This window comes from Chitinophaga oryzae (assembly GCF_012516375.2).
Classification (GTDB): domain Bacteria; phylum Bacteroidota; class Bacteroidia; order Chitinophagales; family Chitinophagaceae; genus Chitinophaga; species Chitinophaga oryzae.
The window spans coordinates 4,472,758-4,499,504 of sequence record NZ_CP051204.2 but is presented as its reverse complement, the minus strand read 5'-3'; the positions used below and the strand labels follow the sequence as shown (position 1 = coordinate 4,499,504).

General features: G+C 54.7%; 8 protein-coding genes. 7 read left to right on the top strand and 1 reads right to left on the bottom strand.

Translation table 11 applies throughout. From position 1 onward, the window contains the following. Nucleotides 1–173 precede the first annotated feature (173 nt). The 6 genes from HF324_RS18425 to HF324_RS18400 are packed head-to-tail and all read left to right on the top strand — an operon-like array spanning nt 174 to nt 24,731. Nucleotides 174–7,799 carry a non-ribosomal peptide synthetase gene (locus tag HF324_RS18425; RefSeq protein WP_168860480.1) on the top strand — a complete coding sequence of 2,542 codons (7,626 nt, stop codon included), beginning with the start codon at nt 174–176 and terminating at the stop codon, nt 7,797–7,799. A 12-nt stretch (nt 7,800–7,811) separates the two neighbouring features. Next, nucleotides 7,812–13,481: a non-ribosomal peptide synthetase gene (locus tag HF324_RS18420; protein ID WP_168860479.1), complete on the top strand. Its 5,670-nt coding sequence runs from the start codon at nt 7,812–7,814 to the stop codon at nt 13,479–13,481. After that, the gene (locus HF324_RS18415) at nt 13,471–17,943 is read left to right on the top strand and encodes an SDR family NAD(P)-dependent oxidoreductase (RefSeq protein ID WP_168860478.1); all 4,473 of its coding nucleotides are present in this window, start codon (nt 13,471–13,473) and stop codon (nt 17,941–17,943) included. Before HF324_RS18420 ends, HF324_RS18415 begins: the two co-directional genes overlap by 11 nt. Before the next feature lie 19 nt (nt 17,944–17,962). Continuing rightward, on the top strand, nt 17,963–22,420 hold the full coding sequence (locus tag HF324_RS18410) for a MupA/Atu3671 family FMN-dependent luciferase-like monooxygenase (protein ID WP_168860477.1): 4,458 nt from the start codon (nt 17,963–17,965) through the stop codon (nt 22,418–22,420). A gap of 22 nt (nt 22,421–22,442) precedes the next feature. Continuing rightward, on the top strand, nt 22,443–24,092 hold the full coding sequence (locus tag HF324_RS18405; RefSeq protein ID WP_168860476.1) for a condensation domain-containing protein: 1,650 nt from the start codon (nt 22,443–22,445) through the stop codon (nt 24,090–24,092). 42 nt (nt 24,093–24,134) lie between these two features. After that, entirely contained in the window at nt 24,135–24,731 is a 597-nt protein-coding gene (locus HF324_RS18400; RefSeq protein ID WP_168860475.1) for a hypothetical protein, read from the top strand. 13 nt (nt 24,732–24,744) lie between these two features. On the opposite strand, the gene HF324_RS18395 is transcribed toward HF324_RS18400, so the two are convergent. Next, complete coding sequence (locus tag HF324_RS18395) at nt 24,745–25,755, bottom strand: sulfotransferase (RefSeq protein ID WP_168860474.1); 1,011 nt, start codon at nt 25,753–25,755, stop codon at nt 24,745–24,747. An 86-nt stretch (nt 25,756–25,841) separates the two neighbouring features. Between HF324_RS18395 and HF324_RS18390 the strand changes: the two genes are divergently transcribed. Further along, nucleotides 25,842–26,741, top strand: coding sequence for a DUF6734 family protein (locus HF324_RS18390; RefSeq protein WP_168860473.1), 900 nt, complete (start codon nt 25,842–25,844; stop codon nt 26,739–26,741). Nucleotides 26,742–26,747 lie beyond the last annotated feature (6 nt).

Below are 26,747 nucleotides of genomic sequence, written 5' to 3'. Positions count from 1 at the left end.
ATATCTGAATCAGGAATTCACTAACGAAGGCGGGTAAACGAAATTCTTTTGTGAGAAGGAGGAAATTTCTTTGTCCGTATAGTGTTGTAAATATAATGCTATTGTTGAGAATATATGTCAACATCATTCAAAAAAAATATGATCGTCCATTAATTCATTAATCCTTGCATCACATGCCTCATTTGTATGCGCTTACGCTGCCGCAACAGGACGTGTATTACGACCAGTTGTTGCATAAGGGCAGCGCTATATATAACATCGGAGCAAAGGTCGCGGTCAACGGACCGCTCGATCCTGAGATATTTGCCGCCGCTGCCGCACTGCTGGTAGCGCAGCATGACAGCCTGCGTGCCGTTATTGTCAACAATGAGGGAACGCCCTTCATGCAGATAATGGAAACCGCTGTTCCTGCCGTCGTCTATCGGGATTTTTCTGCTGAAACGGATCCGCTGGCGAGCGCTGAAACGTTTATCCGGCAGCAGTTTGCATTGCCATTTGACCTGGAAAACGGGCAACTGCTGAACAACTATATGTTGTTAAAGACCGGCGATCGGCATTTTTATATTATCGGCAAGTACCATCACCTGATTGCAGACGGTTGGAGCACCGCGTTGCTCTTTTCGCGGCTGGGCCGGCATTATAGTGCTGTACGCACCATGACGCCGCCTGATATGAGCGCTTTCTCCTACCTGGATTTTGCAGAAGACGACCGGACATACCTGGATAGCGTGTCTTACCAGGAGGACTGGCATTACTGGCATTCCAAACTTTCGCTGCTGGAACCGCCGCGCCCTATGCAACCTGTTCGTGAGAGAAGTCGCTTTACGCTGGCAAGCGACAGGGCTGAACTATACCTGGAGAGAGCTTTGTACGACCGGATCAACCAGTTTTGCAAAGCGCAGGGCGTGTCTGTTTTTCATTTCCTCATTGGTGTGGTATACGTTTGTTTTTCTCCGCTCATAGAAGGTAGTACCGTGATGATGGGGCTGCCGTTGCTGAACAGGAAAAATAAAAAGTTTAAAGAGACGGTCGGACTGTTCGCCGGCGTGACGCCGCTTTTTTTCAACGGTTTCACCGACAGGCCGTTCCATGTGCTGCTGAAAGATATCTACAATGAATTACGCGCCTCTTTCCGCCATCAGCGCCTTCCCCTGAGCCGGATGATCACGGATGCGGGATGGCGTACAGGTACCGATCACCGGCCGCATCACCAGGTTTTCTTTTCCTATGAAAAACACGATTATGCTGTTTCCTTCGACGGCCACCCGGCTACGGTACTGCCGCTGACACACCAGCTGGAACGTGCCTGCCTTGCGGTATACGTGCGGGAGTTTGACAACATCCGCGATGTGAAGGTGGATTTCGATTACAATACTACCTATTTCGATACCGCGCTGATACAAACATGCCTGGAGCGGTTTCAGTCCCTTATTCCGGAACTGCTGGATAACCCTGGCAAGCCAATCGGGACAATCTCTTTGCTGGACGATGCTTCGCGCGACCGTATCCTGCATCGCTTCAACGATACGGCGGTGGCTTATCCCTCCGGACGGACGGTGATGGACTATTTTATGGACCAATGTGTACGCACGCCGCAGCAGCCGGCGGTGATATCGGGTGATACTGTTTTAAACTATGGGGAACTGGAACGGCACTCCCGTGCACTGTCTATGCGCCTGCAGAAAGCAGCCGGCGGCGTGGCGGGTATTATGCTGGACCGGTCCTGGAAGATGTTGTCGGGTATCCTGGGCATCCTTCGTGCGGGCGTAGCTTATGTGCCCATTGATCCGGAACATCCGGAGCCACGGATAAAGTATATCCTGGAACAGAGCGGTGTGCGGGAGGTGGTGACGACGGCGCGTTATGCGCCGTGGCTGCTGGAGCAGGGATTTGTACCGCTGCTGGTGGACGACCACAGCACGGATACCGAAATGGCCGCTTTTACAGCACACTATGATGCCGGGGGACTGGCCTATGTCATGTATACATCCGGTTCTACAGGTCAGCCTAAAGGCGTGGAAGTGCCGCACAGCGCGGTGATCAACTTCCTGCTGAGTATGCAGTCCCGTTTGAACATACGGGAGGGCATGCGTTTGCTGGCGGTGACTACCTATGCCTTTGACATATCTGTGCTGGAACTGTTGCTGCCGTTGATCAGCGGCGGCACGGTGATCATCGCATCGCGGGAGCAGGTGCAGGATGCGATAGGGCTATCGGCGCTGCTGACGGAGTCGCAGCCTGACCTGATGCAGTGTACGCCCGGACTGTGGCAGCTGTTGCTGGACGCCGGCTGGCGTGGCAACAGGACCATGACCGCGCTGTGCGGCGGGGAACGGATGCCGGTGGAAGTTGCCCGGCGGCTGCTGCAGGAATGTGCCGCCTGCTGGAATATGTACGGCCCTACGGAAACGACTATCTGGTCGTGCATGCAACAGATAACGGTGCCGGACGATGCGCTGAGCATAGGCCGTCCTATCTGCAATACAGAAATTTATATTTTGAATGATCGCCTGCAACCTTTGCCGGAAGGCGTTGCAGGTGATATTTATATCGGCGGCGCGGGCCTGGCCCGCGGCTACCGTGGGCAGGAAGCGATGACGGCCGCCCGCTTCATCGCCCATCCTTTCCGCAGCAGCGGGCGTATTTACCGCACAGGCGACGTAGGCCGGTGGGACCACAACGGCCGCATATTGTTCGGCGGCCGCAGCGACGACCAGGTGAAGGTCCGGGGCTACCGCGTAGAGCCCGGGGAGATAGAGCATGCCTTACAGCAACATACGGCTGTTAAACAGGCGGCGGTGGTGGCAGGGCAGGGACCAGACGGGAACACGTTCCTGACGGCCTACGTGGTGTTGCAGGATACGGTCAGCGTAGCAGAACTGCAGGCTTATGCAAAGGAAGTGCTGCCTTCGTATATGGTACCGGGTTATATCGCTGTCCTGGAGCAGCTGCCCATGTCGGCCAACGGGAAGGTAGACAGGAAACAGCTGCCGGCGGTCAAGGGTGTGGCCGGTAGCGGCGGTTACGTAGCACCTTCATCGGCGCTGGAGCGCCTGCTGGTGCGTATATGGGAGGAAGTACTTGTGCAGGAACGTATAGGCGTGCAGGATAATTTTTTTGAACTGGGCGGCCATAGTCTGCGTGCCATGCAGATACTGTCCCGTATTCACCGCGAGCTGGGTGTTTCCCCCGGATTGCAGGACCTGTTTGATCATCCGGTGATATCGGAGCTGGCAGGCATCGTGGCAGCGTTGTCACCGTCGGTGGCCACGGGAACGGTCCCGCTGGCAGCACCTCGACCATACTATGAACTGTCGCATGCGCAAAGGCGCTTATGGATCCTGAGCCAGTTCCCCGAAGGGGCTGTAGCTTACAATATCTGCGGCGCCTACAGGATGAGCGGCCCGCTGGACAGGGACGCCTTCCGGCAGTCGTTGCAGGCGGTGGTGGCGCGGCATGAGAGCCTCCGCACCGTTTTTAAGACGGTAGACGGTATGCCGGTGCAACAAATACTGGATATTGCCGCCTGCGGTTTCCACCTGGAAGAAACAGACCTGCGTGCGGCGGCGGAGACGGTGAGCAGTGTGGTGGCGTCGGAACAAACAACGGCATTTGACTTGTCACAAGGGCCTTTGATACGGGCAAGACTGCTGCGTACGGGTGCGTCAGAATATGTATTTGTACTGACCCTGCATCACATTATCACCGATGGCTGGTCAATGGAAGTGATCGTGGGAGAGGTGCTGCGTTTATACGAAGCTTATAGCAACGGGGAGGAAGCAGTGCTGCCGCCGTTACGTTTACAATACAAGGACTATGCCTGCTGGCAGCAGGAACAGCTGCAGCAGGAGAGCATGGCCGCGCATCGCGCGTACTGGCTCTCACAGTTGGATGGCCATATTTCCCCGCTTGATCTGCCAATGGCCAAAAAACGGCCGGAGCGGCAAACGTTCCGTGGCAGCCTGATGACCGTCGGCCTGGATAGCGTATTGACAGATAAAATCAGGGCGACAAGCAGCGGGCAGCAGGGCACTGTTTTTATGACTTTGCTGACAGCATTCAAGGTATTGCTTCATCATTATACCACCGCAACAGATATTGTAACAGGTACGCCGGTGTCGGGCAGAGGGCATATCAGTTTGTATGACCAGGTGGGATGTTACATGAATATGATACCTGTAAGAGCCCGTTTTACAGGGGACGATTCTTTTAACGCGATTTTGGAACAGGTGCGGACCGTTGCCCTGGATGGATACACACATCAATCCTACCCGTTTGACAAACTTGTGGAAGAACTGCAGCTGCCGAGAGACAGGAGCCGGTCTCCTTTGTTTGACATTGTAGTAGGAATGGATACAGATGCTTTCGGGCAACCATTACAGCCGGTGATGCGTGCGCTGGACATACAACCGGTTGGTGACTATCATGGCATCAGTAAATATGACCTTACCTGCATGTTCCGCGATGCCGGCAGTTATATCACCATGCAGGTGGAATACAACACGTCCCTGTTTGACGCAGATAGTGTTACCCGGTTGGTGGAACAATACCGCCTGTTGCTGGAGCGGCTGGTGGATAATCCTGAACAACCGATAGCGACAATCTCTTTGCTGGACGATGCTTCGCGCGACCGTATCCTGCATCGCTTCAACGATACGGCGGTGGCTTATCCCTCCGGGCGGACGGTGATGGACTATTTTATGGAACAATGTGTACGCACGCCGCAGCAGCCGGCGGTGATATCCGGAGATACTGTTTTAAACTACCAGGAACTGGAACGGCACTCGCGTGCACTGTCTATGCGCCTGCAGCAGACGACCGGCGGCGTGGCGGGCATTATGCTGGACCGGTCCTGGAAGATGTTGTCGGGTATCCTGGGCATCCTTCGTGCGGGCGTAGCTTATGTGCCCATTGATCCGGAGCATCCGGAGCCACGGATAAAGTATATCCTGGAACAGAGCGGTGTGCGGGAGGTGGTGACGACGGCGCGTTATGCGCCGTGGCTGCTGGAGCAGGGATTTGTACCGCTGCTGGTGGACGACCACAGCACGGATACCGAAACGGCCGCTTTTACAGCACACTATGATGCCGGGGGACTGGCCTATGTCATGTATACATCCGGTTCTACAGGTCAGCCTAAAGGCGTGGAAGTGCCGCACAGCGCGGTGATCAACTTCCTGCTGAGTATGCAGTCCCGTTTGAACATACGGGAGGGCATGCGTTTGCTGGCGGTGACTACCTATGCCTTTGACATATCTGTGCTGGAACTGTTGCTGCCGTTGATCAGCGGCGGTACGGTGATCATCGCATCGCGGGAGCAGGTGCAGGATGCGATAGGGCTGTCGGCGCTGCTGACGGAGTCGCAGCCTGACCTGATGCAGTGTACGCCCGGACTGTGGCAGCTGTTGCTGGACGCCGGCTGGCGTGGCAACAGGACCATGACCGCGCTGTGCGGCGGGGAACGGATGCCGGTGGAAGTTGCCCGGCGGCTGCTGCAGGAATGTGCCGCCTGCTGGAATATGTACGGCCCTACGGAAACGACTATCTGGTCGTGCATGCAACAGATAACGGTGCCGGACGATGCGCTGAGCATAGGCCGTCCTATCTGCAATACAGAAATTTATATTTTGAATGATCGCCTGCAACCTTTGCCGGAAGGCGTTGCAGGTGATATTTATATCGGCGGCGCGGGCCTGGCCCGCGGCTACCGTGGGCAGGAAGCGATGACGGCCGCCCGCTTCATCGCCCATCCTTTCCGCAGCAGCGGGCGTATTTACCGCACAGGCGACGTAGGCCGGTGGGACCACAACGGCCGCATATTGTTCGGCGGCCGCAGCGACGACCAGGTGAAGGTCCGGGGCTACCGCGTAGAGCCCGGGGAGATAGAGCATGCACTACAGCAACATACGGCTGTCAAACAGGCGGCGGTGGTGGCAGGGCAGGGATCAGACGGGAACACGTTTCTGACGGCCTACGTGGTGTTGCAGGATACGGTCAGCGTAGCGGAACTGCAGGCTTATGCAAAGGAAGTGCTGCCTTCGTATATGGTACCGGGTTATATCGCTGTCCTGGAGCAGCTGCCCATGTCAGCCAACGGGAAGGTAGACAGGAAACAGCTGCCGGCGGTCCAGGGTGTGGCCGGGAGCAGCGGTTACGTAGCACCTGCATCGGCGCTGGAGCGCCTGCTGGTGCGTATATGGGAGGAAGTACTTGTGCAGGAACGTATAGGCGTACAGGATAATTTTTTTGAACTGGGCGGCCATAGTCTGCGTGCCATGCAGATACTGTCCCGCATTCACCGCGAGCTGGGAGTTTCCCCCGGATTGCAGGACCTGTTTGATCATCCGGTGATATCGGAGCTGGCAGGCATCGTGGAGGCGTTGTCACCGTCGGTGGCCACGGGGACGGTCCCGCTGGCAGCACCTCGACCATACTATGAACTGTCGCATGCGCAAAGGCGCTTATGGATCCTGAGCCAGTTCCCCGAAGGGGCTGTAGCTTACAATATCTGCGGCGCCTACAGGATGAGCGGCCCGCTGGACAGGGACGCCTTCCGGCAGTCGTTGCAGGCGGTGGTGGCGCGGCATGAGAGCCTCCGCACCGTTTTTAAGACGGTAGACGGTATGCCGGTGCAACAAATACTGGATATTGCCGCCTGCGGTTTCCACCTGGAAGAAACAGACCTGCGTGCGGCGGCGGAGACGGTGAGCAGTGTGGTGGCGTCGGAACAAACAACGGCATTTGACTTGTCACAAGGGCCTTTGATACGGGCAAGACTGCTGCGTACGGGTGCGTCAGAATATGTATTTGTACTGACCCTGCATCACATTATCACCGATGGCTGGTCAATGGAAGTGATCGTGGGAGAGGTGCTGCGTTTATACGAAGCTTATAGCAACGGGGAGGAAGCAGTGCTGCCGCCGTTACGTTTACAATACAAGGACTATGCCTGCTGGCAGCAGGAACAGCTGCAGCAGGAGAGCATGGCCGCGCATCGCACGTACTGGCTCTCACAGTTGGGTGGAGGGATTCCCCGTCTTAACCTGCCAACGGATTTTGCAAGACCTGCCGTATTCATGCCCGGGGCGGGCATCGTTTCGGATAGCATCCCTCCTGATGTTTATGCCCGGATGCAGGCGCTGGCGGGAAGTTGGGGGGTAAGCTTATACAACCTGCTGATGGCTGCTGCAAAAGTGCTCCTGTTCCGGTATACAGGAGATCAGGATATTGTGGTGGGGTATCCCGTTTCGCTGAGAAGTCATGCCGAACTGGAAATGCAGGTAGGCTTTTACCTGAATACGCTGGCCTTGCGTACCCGCCTTGAGCACCATTACACTTACCGAGACGTGGTGATGGCTGTCCGTCAGTCTATGCTGGAAGCCAGTAAGCACCAGGAGTATCCTTTCGATAAAGTCGTTTCGGAGCTGCGCTATACAAGAGATGCCGGCAGGGCGCCACTGTTTGATGTGGTGGTTGTATTGCAGAACCTGCAGGTGCACCGGCAGGAAGCTACCCGCATGGGGGAAATGGAGGTAACGGTGCTCCCTTTTGATAACACTACGTCATCGGTGGACCTCCGCATGGAGTTTATTGAGCGGGAAGACCGGTTCACCGTTAATTTTGAATATAATCTCGCTTTGTTTCGCCGGCATACCATCCGGTTACTGATGGACCGTTTCCTTTCTATACTCACGCAACTGGCTGGCTCTCCCGATATACCTGTCGCCTCCGTTGGGACAGGAGAAGATGCCACCACTACTGTGGAGGATTTGAAAAACCATTTTTCAATAAATTTTTAATCGTTTTTTGAGATGACCGAACAAGTATCGGAGCAACAGTCTCCGCTGACTATTGAACCTCCGTTTGTTTTCCGGGAACGGGCTGCCACCGGGGCATACCATAGTTTTGCCGGCTACACTGGCTGGATACCGGCTACGGTAGCCACCACGCTGCTGCAGATTACGAGAGAAGATGCCTCTGCCTTGTATGTATGTTTGTTTGGTACACTGAGCATTGTATTGAAGAAACTCCTGCAGGCGGACCGTATCACCCTGGGAATACCGTTAATGGCCGTGCAGACAGGCAGGGAAGAACGTATCATGGTAAGTGTGAATGTCCCTGACACCAGTTCGCTGCGGCAGCTCCTGAATAGCGTGAACCATGCTTTAAAGACGGCTTATACGTCGCCGGCAGCACACCGGCCGTTATCAAACGTCCTGCTGGCGTATCCGGAAATCCACGCCGGTGTTCAGACAGCTGATGATGATCTCCGTATCGATATCTGCAGAGAGGCAGACAAAATAAGCCTGCATTTTCATTATGATCAGCAAGCTTTTACCGGCTACTTCATCGCACAGCTATTCCGGCAGTGGGTGCAGGTGCTGTCGTATGCCGGGCAGTTGGACTGCATGGTGAAAAACATGACGCTGCTGGATGTTGCACAACGGGAGATGATCGTGCACGGATTTAACCGTACTGCCAGGGAACGGCATGAGAATCAGACAGTGATCTCCCTGTTTGAAAAATACGTTAGCGCCACACCCGATGCGATAGCCCTTGCATATGGTGATACAATGCTCACCTATGAAGAGCTGAACAGGGAAGTCAATAAACTGGCGGGGTACCTGAAAACCCATTATCATCCGGGCGCTGAAGAAATTGTTGCGCTGATGGTGCCACCTTCCGATAAATGGGTGGTCGCCATGCTGGCCATTCTGAAAGCCGGCGCCGTTTACCTGCCGCTGGACACGGCGCTGCCGGCCAAAAGGAAAGCGTGGATTTTAGCCGATGCCGGTGTTAAGTTACTGTTGACAGACATAGACCAACTGGCAGAACAGCCCGATTACCAGGGAGAAATCTTTTTGCTGGACAACGGCCAGCATCATCTTCCTGAGACCCGGGAAGAGCCGGTAACGGCCATCCTGCCTGGTTCGCTGGCCTATGTGATATACACCAGCGGTACTACCGGTACGCCGAAAGGCGTGATGCTGGAACACGGCGGCTTGCTGAATATGATACAATGCCAGATTCGGCAGTTCGATATACGGGCATCCGACAAAGTGTTGCAGTTTGCATCCCTGTCCTTCGATGCTGCGGTGTCCGAAATGTTTATGGCCCTGTGCGCCGGCGCCCGGCTGGTGATGGCGGACAGGCCGGCGCTGAAAGATGCGCAGCTTTTTTCCGCATTGCTGCAGCAACAGCAGATTACCGTAGTGACATTGCCGCCTTCCTACCTGGGCGCGCTGCCGTGGGATACCTTCCTTTCTCTCCGGGTGATCATCAGTGCGGGAGAGAAACTCCATACTGCCGCTGCCCGGTACCTGAGCCGCCACCTGTCTTTTTATAACGCTTACGGGCCTACGGAGTGTACGGTGTGTACCACCATCCATCTTATTCAGCCCGACATGGATGACGAAGAAATGGAAAGCATCGGCACGCCGATAGATAATGTACAGGTGTATATACTGGGCGTTCACCAGGAGGTGTTGCCGGTGGGCGTACCAGGCGATATATATATCGGCGGTTCCGGCCTGGCCCGCGGATACCTGCATCAGCCGGCGCTGACGGCAGAGCGGTTCATTACAACGCCCTGGCCCGATGTGCCGGGAGAGCGGTTGTATTATACCGGTGATACCGGCAAATGGCTGGCTAACGGTAAAATCGTTTATACCGGCAGGCGCGATGATCAGATAAAGGTCCGTGGTTACAGGATAGAGCCGGCAGAAGTGGCTGCCGTGGTGATGGCGAGCGGCCTGGTACAGCAATGTGAGGTGATGGCGGTAGCACAGGCAGGCGGACAGCTGCAGCTGACTGCTTTTGTGGTGCCGGGGGCAGTATTCGACCAGGAGAAACTGACCAGCTATGTAGCCGAAAGGCTGCCGGGTTATATGGTGCCTGCAGTATGGCGTTCACTCGCTGCATTGCCCGTCACCCACAACGGGAAGGCAGACAGGAAAAAACTGCAGGAGATGGCGCCCTTGCCGGAGGAAGAGACCTGTGTTGTTGCTGCATCGAATGCCATAGAAGGAAAACTGGCGGATATCTGGAAAGAGGTGCTGGAGCTGGAACATGTCAGTGTAACCAGTGATTTTTTTCAGTCCGGTGGCGACTCCCTGCAGGCGATCAGGCTGCTGGCGATCATCAGGGAACATTTTACCGCGGACATTACTATCAATGACCTCTTTCAATACACCAGTATCCGGCAACTGGCTGATTATATCAGGATATCAGGGGGAGATGGTAATGCCATGCAGGCCACGCCGGCTTCTTATCTGCCGCCATTGCTGCCGGCAGCGGAGAGCCGGACAGGCGCGCTGCCTTTGTCTTTCGGACAGGAGCGGCTATGGCTCATTCATCAGTTGACAGGCAGCGCACATTATCACCTGCCGGTGATGCTTCGTCTTAAAGGCACTACGGATACTGTATGCCTCGAGAAGGCTATCCGTGCGATTGCCGACAGGCATGAAATATTGCGTACGGTCTATCTCGAAAATGACGGGGAGGTCCGCCAGGTGATTATGCCGCCCGGTAAGTGGCAGTTTGATTTCTGCGGAGAACTACCGGCAGGGCAGGACTTGTCCGGTTACATCCACGCTTTTTCCAGCCGGGCTTTTACGCTCACAACGGACCACATGCTGCGGGCAGCAATGATTATAACGGGGACGGATGAACGATTACTGATAATCGTATTACATCATATTGCGGCCGACGGTTGGTCGGTACTGATACTGGTGCGTGAGTTTATGGAGAACTACCGCCTGCTGAAAGACGGTGGCGCTATCACATTGCCGCCGTTGCCGGTCCAATATGCAGATTATGCCATCTGGCAACGGAAGCAGGAAGGACAGGCGTACCTGGTACGGCAGCTTGCCTACTGGGAAAAGAAACTGGACGGGATAACGCCGGTGCTGCTACCTGTGGACTATCCCCGTGCCCCGGTGGCACAGCACGCCGGCAAAGCCCTCTATTTTCATTTTGATATAGGCTTGAAACGCCAGCTGGAACAATTATCCCATGAAGAGGGTGTTACCTTGTTCATGACATTGCTGGCAGTGTTCAACGTGTTGCTGTACCGTTACAGCGGGCAGGAAGACCTCTGTACGGGAACGGCGGTAGCGGGCAGGCAGCAGCGGGCTGCGGAACAGCTGGTGGGCTTTTTTATCAATATGCTGGTTATCCGTATTCGACTGTCAGGCGCCGGTTCTTTCCGTGAAGTGCTGGCACAGGTAAAACAAAACACACTGGAAGCGTTCGATCACCAGGATATCCCGTTTGAACTGGTGGCCGACCGGTTGACGAAAGTGAGAGATGACAGCCGGCATCCGCTGTTCCAGGCAGCTTTCATCCTGCAGAACCAGCCGGAGGCCCCGGCTATTGTACTGGACGGCCTGGAGGTTAAGCCGGAAGAACCGGCCAGCGCCACTTCCCGGTTCGATCTCGGCTTTGAGGCCACAGCGACCGATACCGTCTTTAAACTCCGGGTGGAATACAATACCGCGCTCTTTGAAGAAGATACCGTGCATCGGCTGGCAGCGCACTACGGGCAGCTGCTGAAAGCGGTAGTGGCCTCGCCGGAACAGCAGGTAGGGCATTTGAATATGCTGCGTGACGCAGACTGTCACCAGTTGCTGAATGGATTTAACGATACGGCGCATGTCTTCCCGGCTGACCGGATATTGCCGGTATTGTTTGAGGAGCAGGCAGCCGCCAGGCCGGAAGCTGTCGCCCTGATATATAACAGTATCGAATACACGTTTCGTGCACTGGACGTGGCGGCCAACAGGCTGGCAACCTGCCTTCGTACCCGCTATGGCGTTAACCGGGGAAGCCTCGTAGGCGTTCAGCTGCCCCGCAACGAGTGGCAGATCATAGCGTTGCTGGCCGTGCTGAAGGCCGGAGCTGCTTATGTGCCGCTGGATCCGGCATCCCCGGCATCGAGAGTACAGGAAATTGCGGACGACTGTCATTGGCCGTTGTTGATCAGCGAAGAATGGCTGGCTGCTTACCAGCCGGAGGCTTCGCAATACAGCGATGCGCCATTGTCATGCCAGGGCACGCCGGAAGATCTGATGTATGTGATCTTCACATCCGGTTCCACCGGAAAGCCCAAAGGAGTGATGATGCCCTACTATGGTGTTATGAACAGGTTGTGGTGGATGTGGGAGCACTATGGGTTCAGCAGGGAGGACGTTATCCTGCAAAAGACCAATTTCACCTTTGACGTGTCCGTATGGGAGATATTTATGCCGCTGTGCATGGGCGCCCGCATGGTGCTGTGCAGCCAGGAAGAGGTGTTGTCGCCTGACCGTCTACAGGCGCTGATCGTGGCGCATCGCGTCAGTTGCCTGCATTTTGTTCCGGGCATGCTGGACGTATTCATCGATGCGCTGCCGGCAACGGGTATGCCTGCGGGTATGGATGGCCTGCGGCTGGTATTCGCCAGCGGAGAGGCGCTGCGGCCGGAGACGGTGCAACGCTGGTACCGGCATACAGCAGTAACGCTGCATAACCTGTACGGCCCTACGGAGGCGGCAGTGGATGTTACGTATTATGAGACCGGCGCCGCCGATACCCGCATACCCATAGGTCGCCCTATCTGGAACACAGCCATCCGTGTACTCAATACGGAAGGCGGGCTGGTCCCTCCCGGCGGCACCGGTGAAATATGCATTGCCGGCGCAGGCCTGGCCAGAGGGTATTTGAACAACCCCGAACTGACAGCCCTGCGGTTCGTGCCGGACCCGTTCGTTCCGGGAAATAAAATTTACCGGACAGGGGATTATGGCCGCTGGCTGCCTGACGGTCAGCTGGAATACCTGGGCAGAAAAGATGGACAGGTTAAAATACGGGGTTTTCGTATCGAAACCGGGGAGATAGAGGCGGCCATCAACAGCCTGCCCTATGTGACTACCTGCGCAGTGGTCGCTCTTCCGGACACTGGCGGGCAAATGGAACTGGTGGCATACCTGGTGAGTCACCAGGAGCCGGACATCACCTCGCTGCGTAGAGACCTTGCCGTTATACTGCCCGCTTATATGTTGCCCGCCCGCTATGTACGGCTATCGGAGATGCCATTGACCACCAGCGGGAAGACAGATAAAAAGCGCTTGCCTGCCCTGGCAGGGCAACAGCTGGCCGGAGGCGGCGACTATGTGCCGCCCTCCGGAGATACTGAACAGCAGCTGGTGAAAATATGGCAAACGCTACTGGGCGATGTGCCCATCAGCACAACGCAGCCTTTCTTTGAGCTGGGTGGCAATTCCATTAAACTCATGAAGATGGTGGCCATGATCAGGAAGCAGTTCCATAAAGACCTGCCGGTAGTGAAAGCCTTTGGGCTGCCTGCCATCCGCGACCTGGCCCAATACCTGGAGCAGACCGGCGAAGAGCAGCAACCATCAACAGCAGATGCGCCCGACGCTTCAGTAGACATCATGAAAAACAGCCTTCTTTTGATAAACAAGTTTACCGATGAAGCATAACCAGCCTTATACGGGTTTAGAGATCGCCATCATTGGGATGGCCTGCCGGTTTCCCGGAGCTTCCTGCTGGCAGGAATTCTGGCACAACCTGACTAATGGCGTGGAGTCCGTCCGTTTTTATACAGATGAAGACCTGGCAGCTGCAGGCGTTGCACCGGAGGACATAGCGCGACCTGACTTTGTAAAAGCAGATGCAGTACTGGAACACAAAACGCGGTTCGACGCTGCATTTTTCGGCTACCGGCCGGAGGAGGCCAGTATACTGAATCCCATGCACCGCATTTTCCATGAATGTGTATGGGAGGCTTTGGAAGATGCTGGATACGATCCGGCTACCGTTAAGTCGGGGATAGGCCTGTATGCCGGGGGAGGAAATGATCTCAACTGGCAGGTGTATTCCATGCTGCAGCAAAATAACCGGGAAGTCGACAGTTTTACTTTGTCACAGTTGAATAACAAGGATTATCTGTCTGCTTTATTGTCTTATAAGCTCAACCTTCGTGGGCCGGCCTTTACGGTTAATACAGCCTGCTCCACATCGCTGGTGGCAATTAACCTGGCATGCAAAAGTTTGCTGATGGGGGAAACAGGCATGGCGCTGGCAGGCGGCGTATCCCTGAATACGCGGCAACAGAAAGGCTACTTTTACCAGGAGGGTATGATCGATTCCCGGGACGGGCATTGCCGCGCTTTCGACGCGCTGGCCAGTGGCGCCGTTGGCGGCGAAGGAGCAGGCGTGGTGGTGTTGAAACGCTTACAGGATGCTGTCAGGGACAGGGACCATATTTATGCAGTGATAAAGGGTAGCGCCATCAACAACGACGGTAACAGAAAGGTCGGCTTCACCGCACCCAGTATTGAAGGGCAGGCCGACTGTATACGGCGGGCCCTGGCGATGGCGGATACGGCGCCTTCCGGTATCAGTTACGTGGAAGCGCATGGCACCGGTACGCGCCTGGGTGATCCGATTGAAGTAGAAGCCCTCAATACAGCGTTTAACCGGGACCGTAGCCATGCCTGTGCGCTGGGGTCTGTAAAAACGAACATCGGCCACCTGGACACGGCCGCAGGGGTGGCGGGACTTATAAAAACGGCGCTAAGCCTGAAGTTTAAAATACTCCCGCCCAGTTTACATTTTCAATCACCCAATCCGGAGATCGATTTTGAAGGCGGCCCGTTTTATGTGAACGCCAGGCTGCAGCCCTGGCCGGCGGCCGGTGATACGCCGCGGAGAGCCGGTGTTAGTTCGTTTGGTATCGGTGGCACCAATGCGCACGCGGTGCTGGAAGAAGCTCCGGCTGCCACAACGGCGGCAGAGGGCAGGCCATGGAAACTGTTCACCGTTTCCGCCCGTACGCCCGGTTCCGTTTGCCGATACCTGGAAAAGATAAAAGCCTTTCTGCAGCAGGAAACACTTCCGGCGCTGGCAGATATGTCTTTTACGCTGCAGACAGGCCGCCGGCATTTTCCATACCGGTATGCCTTTGCGTACCAGCACCAGGAAGACCTGCTGCACCAACTGGATAATATACCAGCGGAAGCCGCCATCCGGCAGACTGCGGCCAATAAACCACTGACAGTGTTCATGTTTCCCGGCCAGGGATCGCAGTATAACGGTATGGCACAAACGCTGTATGAACAGGAGCCTTTTATCAAAGATATACTGGACAGGGGCTTCGGCATCGTCCGGCAGCTTACCGGCAAATCGCTTCAGGAGGTATGGTTCGCGGCGTCAGGGGCGGAAATCAACAGAACACTATACGCCCAGCCTGCCATCTTCCTGCTGGAATATGCCATGGCAAAACAACTCATGGCATGGGGCGTCCAGCCGGATTATATGATCGGGCACAGCATCGGGGAACTGGTAGCTGCCTGCGTCAGCGGTGTATTCTCGTTTGAAGACGCACTGAAGATAGTCGTAAAAAGGGCCGCCCTTATGGACAGACTGCCGGCCGGCAGCATGATCAGCGTATCGCTCAGCCGCCAGGAAGCGGACGCATTGCTGAATGAACACGTTTGCCTGGCTGCTGTGAACGCACCGGAACAACTGGTGCTGTCAGGCCCGCCTGATGCGATGCAGCAGGTTACGGCACAACTGGAGCGCTCCGGCACACCACATGTCCGGTTACATACCTCCCATGCATTCCACTCTGCTATGCTGGACCCTGTCCTGGCGGAATTTCGCGCCGCCCTGGACGGGATCCCCCCCGGTGAAATAAAAATCCCCTTTGTATCCAACGTCACCGGAGAATGGATAACTGCCGCAGAGGCAACTTCGCCGGAGTACTGGTCCCGCCACATGCGGGAGACTGTACAACTGGCTGCCGGGATACAAACCATCATGGCAACGTCAACGGATATATGTTTTATAGAAGCCGGAGCCGGTCATATTTTATCCGGCCTGCTAAAACAACAGCTGTCCGGTGATACGCACATCGTGACGGTGCCGCTGATACGTGCTGCCAGGGAGCATGTGCCGGACGGGCAGATGCTGGCCAGCGCCATCACGCAACTGTGGATGAATGGCATCAGCATTGACTGGGAGTGCTATTACAGGGACGAAACAAGAAGAAGGGTCCCGTTGCCCGTGTATGCTTTTGAACAAACCACCTACCCGGTAGAAGTAGACCCCTTCAAACTGGGAAACAGGTATCTGTCTGCCCCAAAAAAGACCGGGTGGCACCACTGGATATATTATCCTGTATGGAAAAGCAGCATCCTGCTGCCCGTTACCGGAAAAATAAAATCCTTCCTGTTCCTCTCCGGCGGAACAGCCTGGGAGACATCACTGGTCCGTCAGCTTTGCGCCGCAGGGCATGAGGTAATACAGGTGGTGGCGGATACAGCCTTCCGGCAGGTGGACGGGAAAATGTATTTCATGGACCCCGTTGATAAAGGACAGTTCGGGCTATTGTCTGCTGCGCTGCTGCAGCAGGGCGTTCACTTCACCGACATCCTGTATGGCTTGACCGCCGGGGCAACGGACGAGGCGCTGGTACTGGAAGCACAAAACAGGACGATACATCAGTGTTACTTTGCGTTAGCCCACCTGGTACAGGCGTTGCAGGCCGGCGGGCAACTGAACAATACCCATGTTTTCCTGCTCACGGACCATCTGTTCAACATCCATCATACAGAGAACAGCCGTTATTCCCAGGCGCTGGCGGTGGGCCTGCTGAATGCGCTGCCCCAGGAATTACCGGTGTCATCCAGTCATATCGACATCGACAGCCATGCAACGCTCGCCGGACTGGTGCTTGAACTCGGACAGGCATCACATCAGGAAAGAACAGTCGCCTGGCGCGGGCATAGCAGATGGGTGAGCATTTATCAGCAGAATGAAACGCCCTCGCCGCAGCGGCAGCCTGTAAAGAAAAACGGTGTCTATCTCGTTACCGGCGGTCTCGGTAAGGTGGGGTTCCTCCTGGCGCAGCATCTGGTCGGCACCTGCCAGGCCAAAGTAGTATTGACAGGACGGCGGGATGTGGAACATGCCGGTGAAAACGACGAATGGAACATTCGGTTGAAACAGCTGCAGGCAATGGGCACAGCGGTTTACTACCGTTGTGATGCGGCCGATTACGATGCATTTGAAACAATGGTCAGTCATATCAAAGCTACCCTTGGCCCCGTGCTGGGCGTGATACATGCGGCAGGCAATATCGACAGGCGATATTTTGAACTGACGGAGGACGTCTCTGTTGAAAATACGCTGGCTGTTTTACGGCCTAAAGTGGATGGCATCCGCAACCTCGCCCGGGTATTTGAAAAGGAATCCCCTGATTTTGTCTGGATCACTTCCAGCCTGGCCAGCGTGCTGGGCGGCATTGGCTTTGGCGCTTATGCGGCAGCGAACCTGTTTATGGACCACTATGTCAGTTCCCGCTTACAGCAGCATCCTTCCTGGAAATGTATTGGTCTTTCTGAAATGACGCTTGACGCAGCTGAGGAAGCAGCGGAAGCACGCCGGGAACGAAAGGCGCTGCTCCCCGCTGAACTCATCGCATTGTTTGAGTGGAGCGCCGGCACTCCCGGCATTCCGGTGATATGGCAAACGGCGCAGGACCTCGGGGAACGTTTGCACAACACTTACCACGCCCCGCGCGAAGCCGCAGCGATACTACCAGGCGAAGCAGCAGTGGCTGCCATACAACAAAGACCGGCGCTGAGCACTGTCTTTGTGCCGGCCGCTACTTCCACGGAACAAATACTCTCTCAGATCATGGAACAGTATTTCGGATTTACCGGTATTGGCGTGGATGATGATTTTTTTGAACTGGGAGGCGACTCGTTAAAGGCCATGATCTTACTGAAAAGAATCCGACTGGCGCTGGACGTACAAATCACGGTGCATGATTTCTTTGAAGCACGGACCATCCGGCAGCTGGCTACCGGTATAGACAACAGGTTATGGCTGCTGGCCGGTGAAAATCCGGAAAACGCATTTATTTCTATTATATGACGGTTAAACACTGTAACGGATGCACGAACTACTTAAAAAGCTGAGAGAACAACATATTCAGATCGTTTTAAAAGATGATAACCTGCGGATCAGCAGCGGGGCGCCGATACCAACAGCGATCGCTGATGCCATCAGGGAGCATAAGACAGCGCTGGTGCAATACCTGAAGAACGGTTTGCAGGAAGCGCCTGCCGCAGCTACGATCCCGGTGGCGCCGGAATCCCGGGGGTATGCGCTTTCCTCCGTGCAGCGGCGTATGTGGGTGCTCAGTCAGTACCAGGAAGGCAATCTGGCTTACAATATGCCGGCCGCCTATCTGCTGGAGGGCGAACCCGATGTAGCAAGGCTGGAACACGCGTTCGACCTGCTGATTGCACGGCATGAAATACTACGGACCACTTTCCGCGTCGATGACCAGGGCGATATACGGCAATATATTGAACCATCCCCTCAGAAGTTTCGTATAGCCACGGAAGACCTTCGCGGTGCGGAAGACCAGCGGACGCAGGTAGACGAGCGGATACGGCAGGCGCACATCATCCCTTTCGACCTTTCGTTGGGGCCCTTGTTACGTGCAGGTCTGTATCGTTTGTCTGAAAAGAGCTGGCTGTTCGTATATGTGATGCATCATATTACCGGTGACGGCTGGTCCATGGGAGTATTGATCCGTGAGCTGATGCAGCTTTACAACACTGCTGAAACAAACGACGGCCTGTCCCTGCTTCCGCTGAGGATACATTACAAAGATTATGCAGCGTGGCAACAGGCCCAGCTGGCAGATGCCGGCATGGAGCCCTGCCGGAAGTACTGGCTGGAACAGTTTGCCGGAGAAATACCGGTATTGCAGTTGCCGGCTGACAACGCACGGCCGGCCATTAAAACCTATCATGGCGCTGCGATACAGCAACGACTCGATCCGGAAGTATTTGCCAGGTTCAGGGCTATGGTGCAGGAACAGGGAGCTACGTTGTTTATGGGCCTGCAGGCGGCTGTCAATATATTGTTGTACTGGTACTCAGGCCAGGAAAATATTATCACCGGCACTCCCATTGCCGGCAGGGACCATCCTGAACTGGAAGACCAGATCGGCGTGTATATCAATACCCTGGCGCTGCGGGTACGTTGCCAGGCGGAAGATACCTATCTGCAGCTGCTCGGTAAGGTCAGACAGGTGACACTGGACGCCTATCGTTATCAGTCATATCCGTTTGATGAGTTGGTGGATGAATTGCAGCTCCGGCGTGATATGAGCCGCAATCCGCTGTTCGATGTGATGGTGAGCCTTCAGAACAACGATATCAACCTGGCCGGCGACCGGCGGATGGGATCACTTGCTGTCAGCCGGTATCCTGACGGACAAAACATCTTCTGCAAATTCGACCTGACGTTCGACTTCATCGAGACAGCCGGTACGCTGCAAATGACGATCGAGTACAATACAGACCTTTATCGCTCTTCCACTATAGACCTGATGATGGGGCACCTGCGGCAACTGATCACCGGTATTGCGGCTTCACCTTCCACGGTTATACGGGAATTGGACCTGCTCACGGAGAAGGAGCGGCAGCAGCTGTTGTCGGATTTCAATAACACGGAAGGGGATTATGAGCGTGATACGACCATTGTGGCGCTGTTCCGCCGGCAGGCATCGCTGCGGCCGGAAGAGACGGCCGTTGTTTTTGAAGCGGGCGCGGTGACTTACCGGGAGCTGGATGAACAGTCCGACCGGGTGGCGCGGCTGCTGACGGAACAGCTGCACCTACAACCGGGAGCGTTGGTCGCGCTGATGACGGAACGTTCCGTTCACCTGATGGCGGGGATGTTAGGCATCCTCAAAGCCGGGGCGGCCTATGTGCCATTGGACCCGGCTTATCCTGCGGAGCGTATCAGCTACGTGCTGGACGACTGCGGCGCCCGCGTGCTGGTGGCCGGTGAGGGAACAGCGCTGCCGGCAGGCTATGACGGCGCCATACTGCAATTGGAGACAGCAGTGAAGGAGGATAACGGTTCCGGTTACACGCCGTACGCCGTGTTGCCGGAAGACCTGTGTTACGTGATCTATACCTCCGGTTCTACCGGCCGTCCGAAAGGGGTGATGGTAAACCACCGCAATGTGGTCAACTTCTTTTCGGCCATGGACCGGGAAGTGCCTTTGCAGGCGGATGACTGCCTGCTGGCGATGACCAGCACTTCCTTCGATATCTCCGTGCTGGAGCTGTTGTGGACCCTCTGCCGCGGGGTACAGGTGGTGATACATCCGTCGGACCGTATCCCGGGCAACCTTGACCGTTATACGGAGGAAGCACCGGCCACAGTGGACTTCAGCCTGTTTTTCTTCTCCAGCTACGATCATGGCAGTGCCAATAAATACGATCTTCTGCAGTCTTCCGTGCGCTATGCGGACGAGCATGGGTTCCGGGCGGTATGGACGCCGGAGCGTCATTTTCATGAGTTTGGCGGCTTGTATCCCAATCCGTCTGTTATCGGGGCGGCGTTGGCGGTGAGCACCCGCCGGCTGGAGATCCGCAGCGGCAGCGTGGTAGCGCCGCTGCATGATACGGTGCGCATCGCGGAGGAATGGGCGGTGGTAGACAACCTGTCCGGCGGCCGGGTAGGGCTGTCGTTTGCCCCCGGCTGGAACGCGAACGATTTTGTTTTGTCATCCACTCCTTATGCGTCGCGCCACCAGCGGATGTACGAGCAGATAGCTGAAGTGCGCCGCCTCTGGGAAGGAGGCAGCATCACCCGTACCAATGGCTTCGGGCAGGAAGTATCGCTGCAGGTATATCCCCGCCCGGTGCAGGCAACGCTGCCTGTGTGGGTAACGGCTGCGGGCAGCGAAGAGTCGTTCAGAAGCGCGGGCGCTATCGGCGCTCATGTGCTCACACACCTGCTGGGGCAGGACCTGGAGGAGCTGGCCGGCAAAATCAGGATATACCGTGAAAGCCGCCGTCAGCATGGCCATGAGGGCCCGGGCACCGTTACGGTGATGTTGCATGCTTACCTGGGAACGGACGAGGAAGCGGTGCTGGCAGCAGCAGAGGCGCCCTTTATCAGCTACCTGAAAAGCTCCATAGGCCTCAGCCGCATCATGCTGGAAGAATCCGGGCTGAAAGAAGAAGATATCAACGAAGAACTGAAAGAGAAGATCCTGCGCAACAGCTACCGGCGTTACGCGGGAGGCAGCGCGCTTATCGGCACGCGTGCCGGCTGTCGCCAGCTGGTCAGCCGTCTGCGCCACATCGGCGTTAACGAGGTGGCCTGCCTGGTAGACTTTGGCATTGCGGAAGATAAAGTGCTGCAAGGGTTGGAGGAGCTGGACCTGCTGCGGCAGGAGTTTAAGGCCACCGGCCTTGCGGCGCACCGGCCGATCACGATGATGCAGTCCACGCCGTCGCTGCTGCGCCTGCTCGAAGAAGAGGGCAGTTCAGCGAAAGTACTGGGCTCGCTGCGTGCGCTGCTGCTGGGCGGGGAGCCTTTGCCGGCGCCTTTGCTGGCGCAGTTGCGCAGCCATTACAATATGTCTGTATATAACATGTACGGCCCTACGGAAACGACGATCTGGTCGTGTGTGTGCCCGCCTGCGGCGCTGGACGGGCAGGTGAGCATCGGCCGGCCGGTGCTGAATACGCGGGTGTACGTGCTCAACAGTCATATGCAGCTGTTGCCCGTTGGCGTAGCCGGAGAGCTGTACATCGGCGGCGAAGGGGTGACCCCCGGTTATCTGCACCGGGAGGCGCTGACGGCCGAACGGTTCGTGGAAGACCCGTTTGTGGCGGGCGGACGTTTGTACCGTACAGGCGACCTGGCGCGCTGGCTGCCGGACGGCCGCCTGGAATGCCTGGGCCGCCTGGACGACCAGGTGAAAGTACGTGGCCACCGCATCGAGCCCGGGGAAATTGAAGCCGCCCTGCAACAGTACCCCGGCGTGGAAAGGGCGCTGGTGATGGTCAGGAAAGATCCTGCGGGCGATCATGTATTGGTGGCTTACCTGGTAACGGCAGCACCGATATCACCACCTTCTCTGCAGGCACATTTGTCGCGCACCTTACCTGCTTACATGCTGCCGGGCCATTATGTGAAACTGACCTCCTTCCCCCTCACGCCTAACGGTAAAACAGACAGGAAACAATTGCCGGAGCCATGGGCGCAGGGCCTGAAGCCGGCTACCGTTTATGTGGCTCCCCGGAATGAGCTGGAACAGGCGTTTGCCGACATATGGCAAACCGTACTGGGAAAGGAAAGGATCGGTATCCATGACGATTTCTTTGAACAGGGCGGACAAAGCCTCAAAGCGATAAGGCTGGTCACACAAATAAATAAACGCTGGTCGCTGGGCATGGGAATTATTGACGTGTTCAGCTATCCTACGGTAGCGGCAATGGCTGACTGGGCCGGTACGACGCTCTGGTTAAAAGATGCAGATAAAGAACCGGTGATGCAGGACCAGGAAGAAAATGAGAAAATAATCTTTTAAACATCCCTATAAAAAAAAGACAATGGCAACCACAGCGATAAAGAATATACTGGACACCCTGAGAGCGCGGAACGTACGCATCTCGCTGAACGGAGAACGGCTCCAGGTAGAAGCAGCCCGGGGCGTTATCGACGAACAGCTCAGGCAGTTGATTAAAGACAATAAAGAGGCCCTGGTAGCCTATATCCGGCAGGTTATGCGGCAGGAAGATATCACTATTCAGCCTGCCCCGATGGCAACTTCCTATCCGCTATCTTCTTCACAGCGGAGGCTGTGGATATTGTCACAACTGGAAGCAGATGATACAGCCTATCATATTGCTGTAGGATATCGTTTTGAAGGAACGCTGGAAGTGCAGGCACTCGAAAAAGCCTTTCAGCGGCTGATCGAAAGACATGAAATACTGAGGACCGTGTTCCGGGTGCAGGAAGACGGAGAGCCGGTGCAGGTAGTGCTTCCTGCGGAGCATAGCGGCTTCTCCCTGTTGCAGGATGATCTGCGCGACAGGCATGACAAAGATGAGGAAATCCGGAAACGGCTAAACGAAGCGCTGATGGTCCCGTTTACGCTGACAACACCTCCATTGCTTCGCGCGGGGCTGTACAGGACAGCCGACGACCAATGGACATTGCTGGCGGTCATACACCATATTGTCAGCGATGCATGGTCTATGAATATACTGATGCAGGAGCTGATGCAGTTTTATTTTGCTGAAAGCAACGGCGGACCGGCAACTACACCATTGAAGATACAATACAAAGACTACGCGTCGTGGCAACAGCAGCAATTGCTGCATGGCGGTTTTGACGAGCACAGAGCATACTGGCTTTCACAATTTGAACAAGGGGCTCCTGTACTGCGCTTGCGGGGCGACCGCCCGCGGCCGGAGACAAAAAACTATCATGGCGGAACGGTCCGGAAAGAAATCAGTCACCGGTTGATACAGCCGCTGAAGACGCTGACACAGGAAAATGGCACCACGCTTTTTGCTGGCCTGCTCGCCACAGTACAGGTGCTTCTTTCCCGGTATACCGGTCAGCGGGAAATGGTGCTGGGTACGCTGGTGGCTGGAAGAACGCATGCAGACCTCGAAGATCAGATAGGCTTTTATGTAAACACAATAGCTTTGCGTTTGCCGCTGGATGCGGAGAAAGGCTTCCGGCAGCTGTTGGCCGCGATGAAGCAGACCTTGTCGGGTGCATACAAATACCAGGATTACCCCTTTGATGAATTGGTAAAAACACTTGGAGCATCCCGCGATGCCAGCCGTCATCCTCTGTTTGACGTATTGGTGGTTTTACAGGACGCAACACCGCTGACGGAGAAGAAAACGGGAGTGACGGACCAACTGAATGTAACCTTATACGACCTGCCGTTAACCCGGAATACCAGTAAGTTTGACCTGTCGTTTGATTTTGTGGAAACAGCGGCAGGGCTCATGCTCACCATAGAATACAACAGCGATATTTACCTGCCGGCCAGTATTTACAGGATGGGCGATCACCTGGAAAAGTTATTGGAAGTCCTGTTACAGTCGCCTGATCATGCCGTAGGGAAAGCAGATTACCTGACGGAAAATGAAAAACAGGCGCTGATAGCTCAGGCCGGACATGCGGCCGCCGATTATTTTATGGCAAAGCAACAAATACAGCTGGCGGAAACAGCCAGATAAAAAACTATATTTGTTATTATTCACCGGCTAAAAAAATATCAGATGAAATTCCCGTTATATTTGTTGTGTTTAACCTTTTTGTCGTTATTCACCGCATGCGCGCAACAACAACCGGCAGCGCCCTATAAGTTCGACATTCCGTCCGGATGGACCACAGAGACATTTCCGATTCCCATCGACTTTGCGCCAACGATCCCTTATAAAGGAAAAGAGGAGTTGCGGTTTACTCCGGGATGGGGCGCCCCCGGCGAACAACACTGGTCCTATGCATTTGTATGGTGGCTGGAAGGGATGCCGGAGATCAGCGAGGCCACATTGCAGCGTGACCTGGAGGCGTATTATGGCGGTTTGGTGGGACGTAATATTACCAAGCGGAATATTCCTGCCGATAAAGTGGTGCCAACAAAAGTAGCTATCCGGAAAGTGACAACTGCGTCCGGATATGCAGCCACCTATTCAGGAACTGTCGATATGCTGGACTACATGGCCCTGGAGCCCATCACGCTGAACTGTGTGGTCCATTTGTTCAGATGTAGGAAAGATAATCATACCGGTATCTATTTTGAAGTGTCGCCAAAGAAATCCAACGATCCGTTATGGCAACAGTTTGAAAAATTACTGAGCGTGCAGTGTAAATAACGCGCTCGCGGATTTAAACATAAATCCGGCTATAATCGGGTTCCGGTGATTCATCATAAACGTCTATACCGAATTCACGAACGATTTGCAGGATGTTGCGGACCTGCGCCGTGGTTAGCGACTGCTTCCAGGCAGCCAGCTGGCCTCCCTGCTCGATAAGTGATTTGGAACTGTTGATCGTGGTGAAACTGGGCTTCCGGATAGCGGAATATATTTCAGCAGGCATGTCAACCCCCAGTCTGCTGAATATATTCTCCAGTTCAGTTTCAGGTTCGTTATATAATTTCTCGTAGGATACCGTTATCCACCGGCGGTTGTTTTCCGGGTGTTTTAACGGAACAACATTGTGTAAGGCCCATTCTGCAGCAAGCCGCTCCTCCGGCTTTGATATTTTATCAATAACATCTTTGTATTGTTCGAACAGCTCCTGGTGCCGGTCTTTAGGATCAGGGAAGTAGGCTCTCAGGTCCTGTTGTATATAATCCCAGTGCCGGTATTTTAGTTGAGAACTGATAACCGCGCAGGGGTGACGCAGGAGGTAGATGGGGTTGATATCGAATTGCCTGGTAAGCCAGGGCAACAGCATGTTGCTGTTGACATCCTTGTAGATGAAATACCGGCTGTTACGGATATCGCGCAGGCTTTTGTTGCTGTAATAAAGTCTGAGTGACGAGAACGAGTCAATCTCCTGGTGATAGAGCTTTCTGAAGTACTCTGTGGCTTCCGGCCACGCTGTTTCTTCCGGTATGTATTGATTGAATACAAACTGCACGGGTTCAATCTCGCGGTAAGCAGGGATGAGAAACATGGGTTCGAAGACCAGCACGCTCTGTGGCAGCCTTGTAAGCAGGGAGGCCATCCAGGTAGAACCGCCCCTGGGTTCTGAAAAGATACTGATGTTGGTGACAGTGTTGGTGTGTCCGCCTTTTTTGTTCCTGGCCATGTAGGGTTTTACAAACCGGTAGTGCTCGTAGATTTTGTGCAGGAGGTACCGTTTCTTTTTAAGTGATTGCTGGAGGGTCATGTTGGAAAAGGTTGAAGAGTTAAAAACAGTTATTTCGAATAAGATTTAATTAAGGTAATAAAAATGAAAAAAGAATACAACAACTTATGAAAATTGTACAAAGTTTCTGGACCAAACCTTTTCTCAGGTCTCCTGATTTACTCAAGGACACAAGGCTCAATGGCGGCTGGCCTTCGAGGAAATACAACTATTTCAGCTGGGCGCTGTCCTGTTTGCAGCTACGTAGTTTTTATGACGAAGTAGAACTGGTAACAGATGATCTTGGTAAGCTGATGCTGATAGACAAGATCGGACTTCCCTACACGAACGTGCGTGTTGTCATGGACAAGCTGGATAATTATAACCCCGGGCTATGGGCATTGGGGAAGGTGTATACCTATAGTATACAGGACCGGCCGTTCCTGCACGTAGATAATGATGTGTTTATCTGGCAACCTTTCGAGGACAGGGTAATGTCAGCCCCGCTGGCGGCGCAGAACCTGGAAGGTGCTGCATCTTCCTACGCCGCTACATTTAATGATATCTGTGATAAATTCCCGTATATACGTCCGGGTATCAGGGAGCTGTACGGTAAGAAAATCATAGAATGCAGTAACGCAGGCATTCTGGGTGGATCAGACATTGCTTTTTTCCAGGAGTACACAGCCGAAGTGTTCCACTTCCTGAAGCAGAACGAAGAACACCTGGACCATCATATGATACATATGAACAGTACTTACATCAATGTGGTATATGAACAGGTGTTTTTTTACTGGATGGCGCAGGCGCAACAGCGGGAGGTGACCTACCTCTTCCCCGATGTGATAGACTTTCCCAACTATATCGGTTATTTCCATGAGGCATTGCCGAATAAGAATTTTGTACACTGCCTGGGCGTTTTCAAGCAGATCAGGCATGTGTGTAATATGCTGTCGCGGGAATTGAAGCACCGTTATCCCGAATATTATTATCGCATCCAGGAACTGGTTGCATCTTCTGAAATCTAAAAAAGT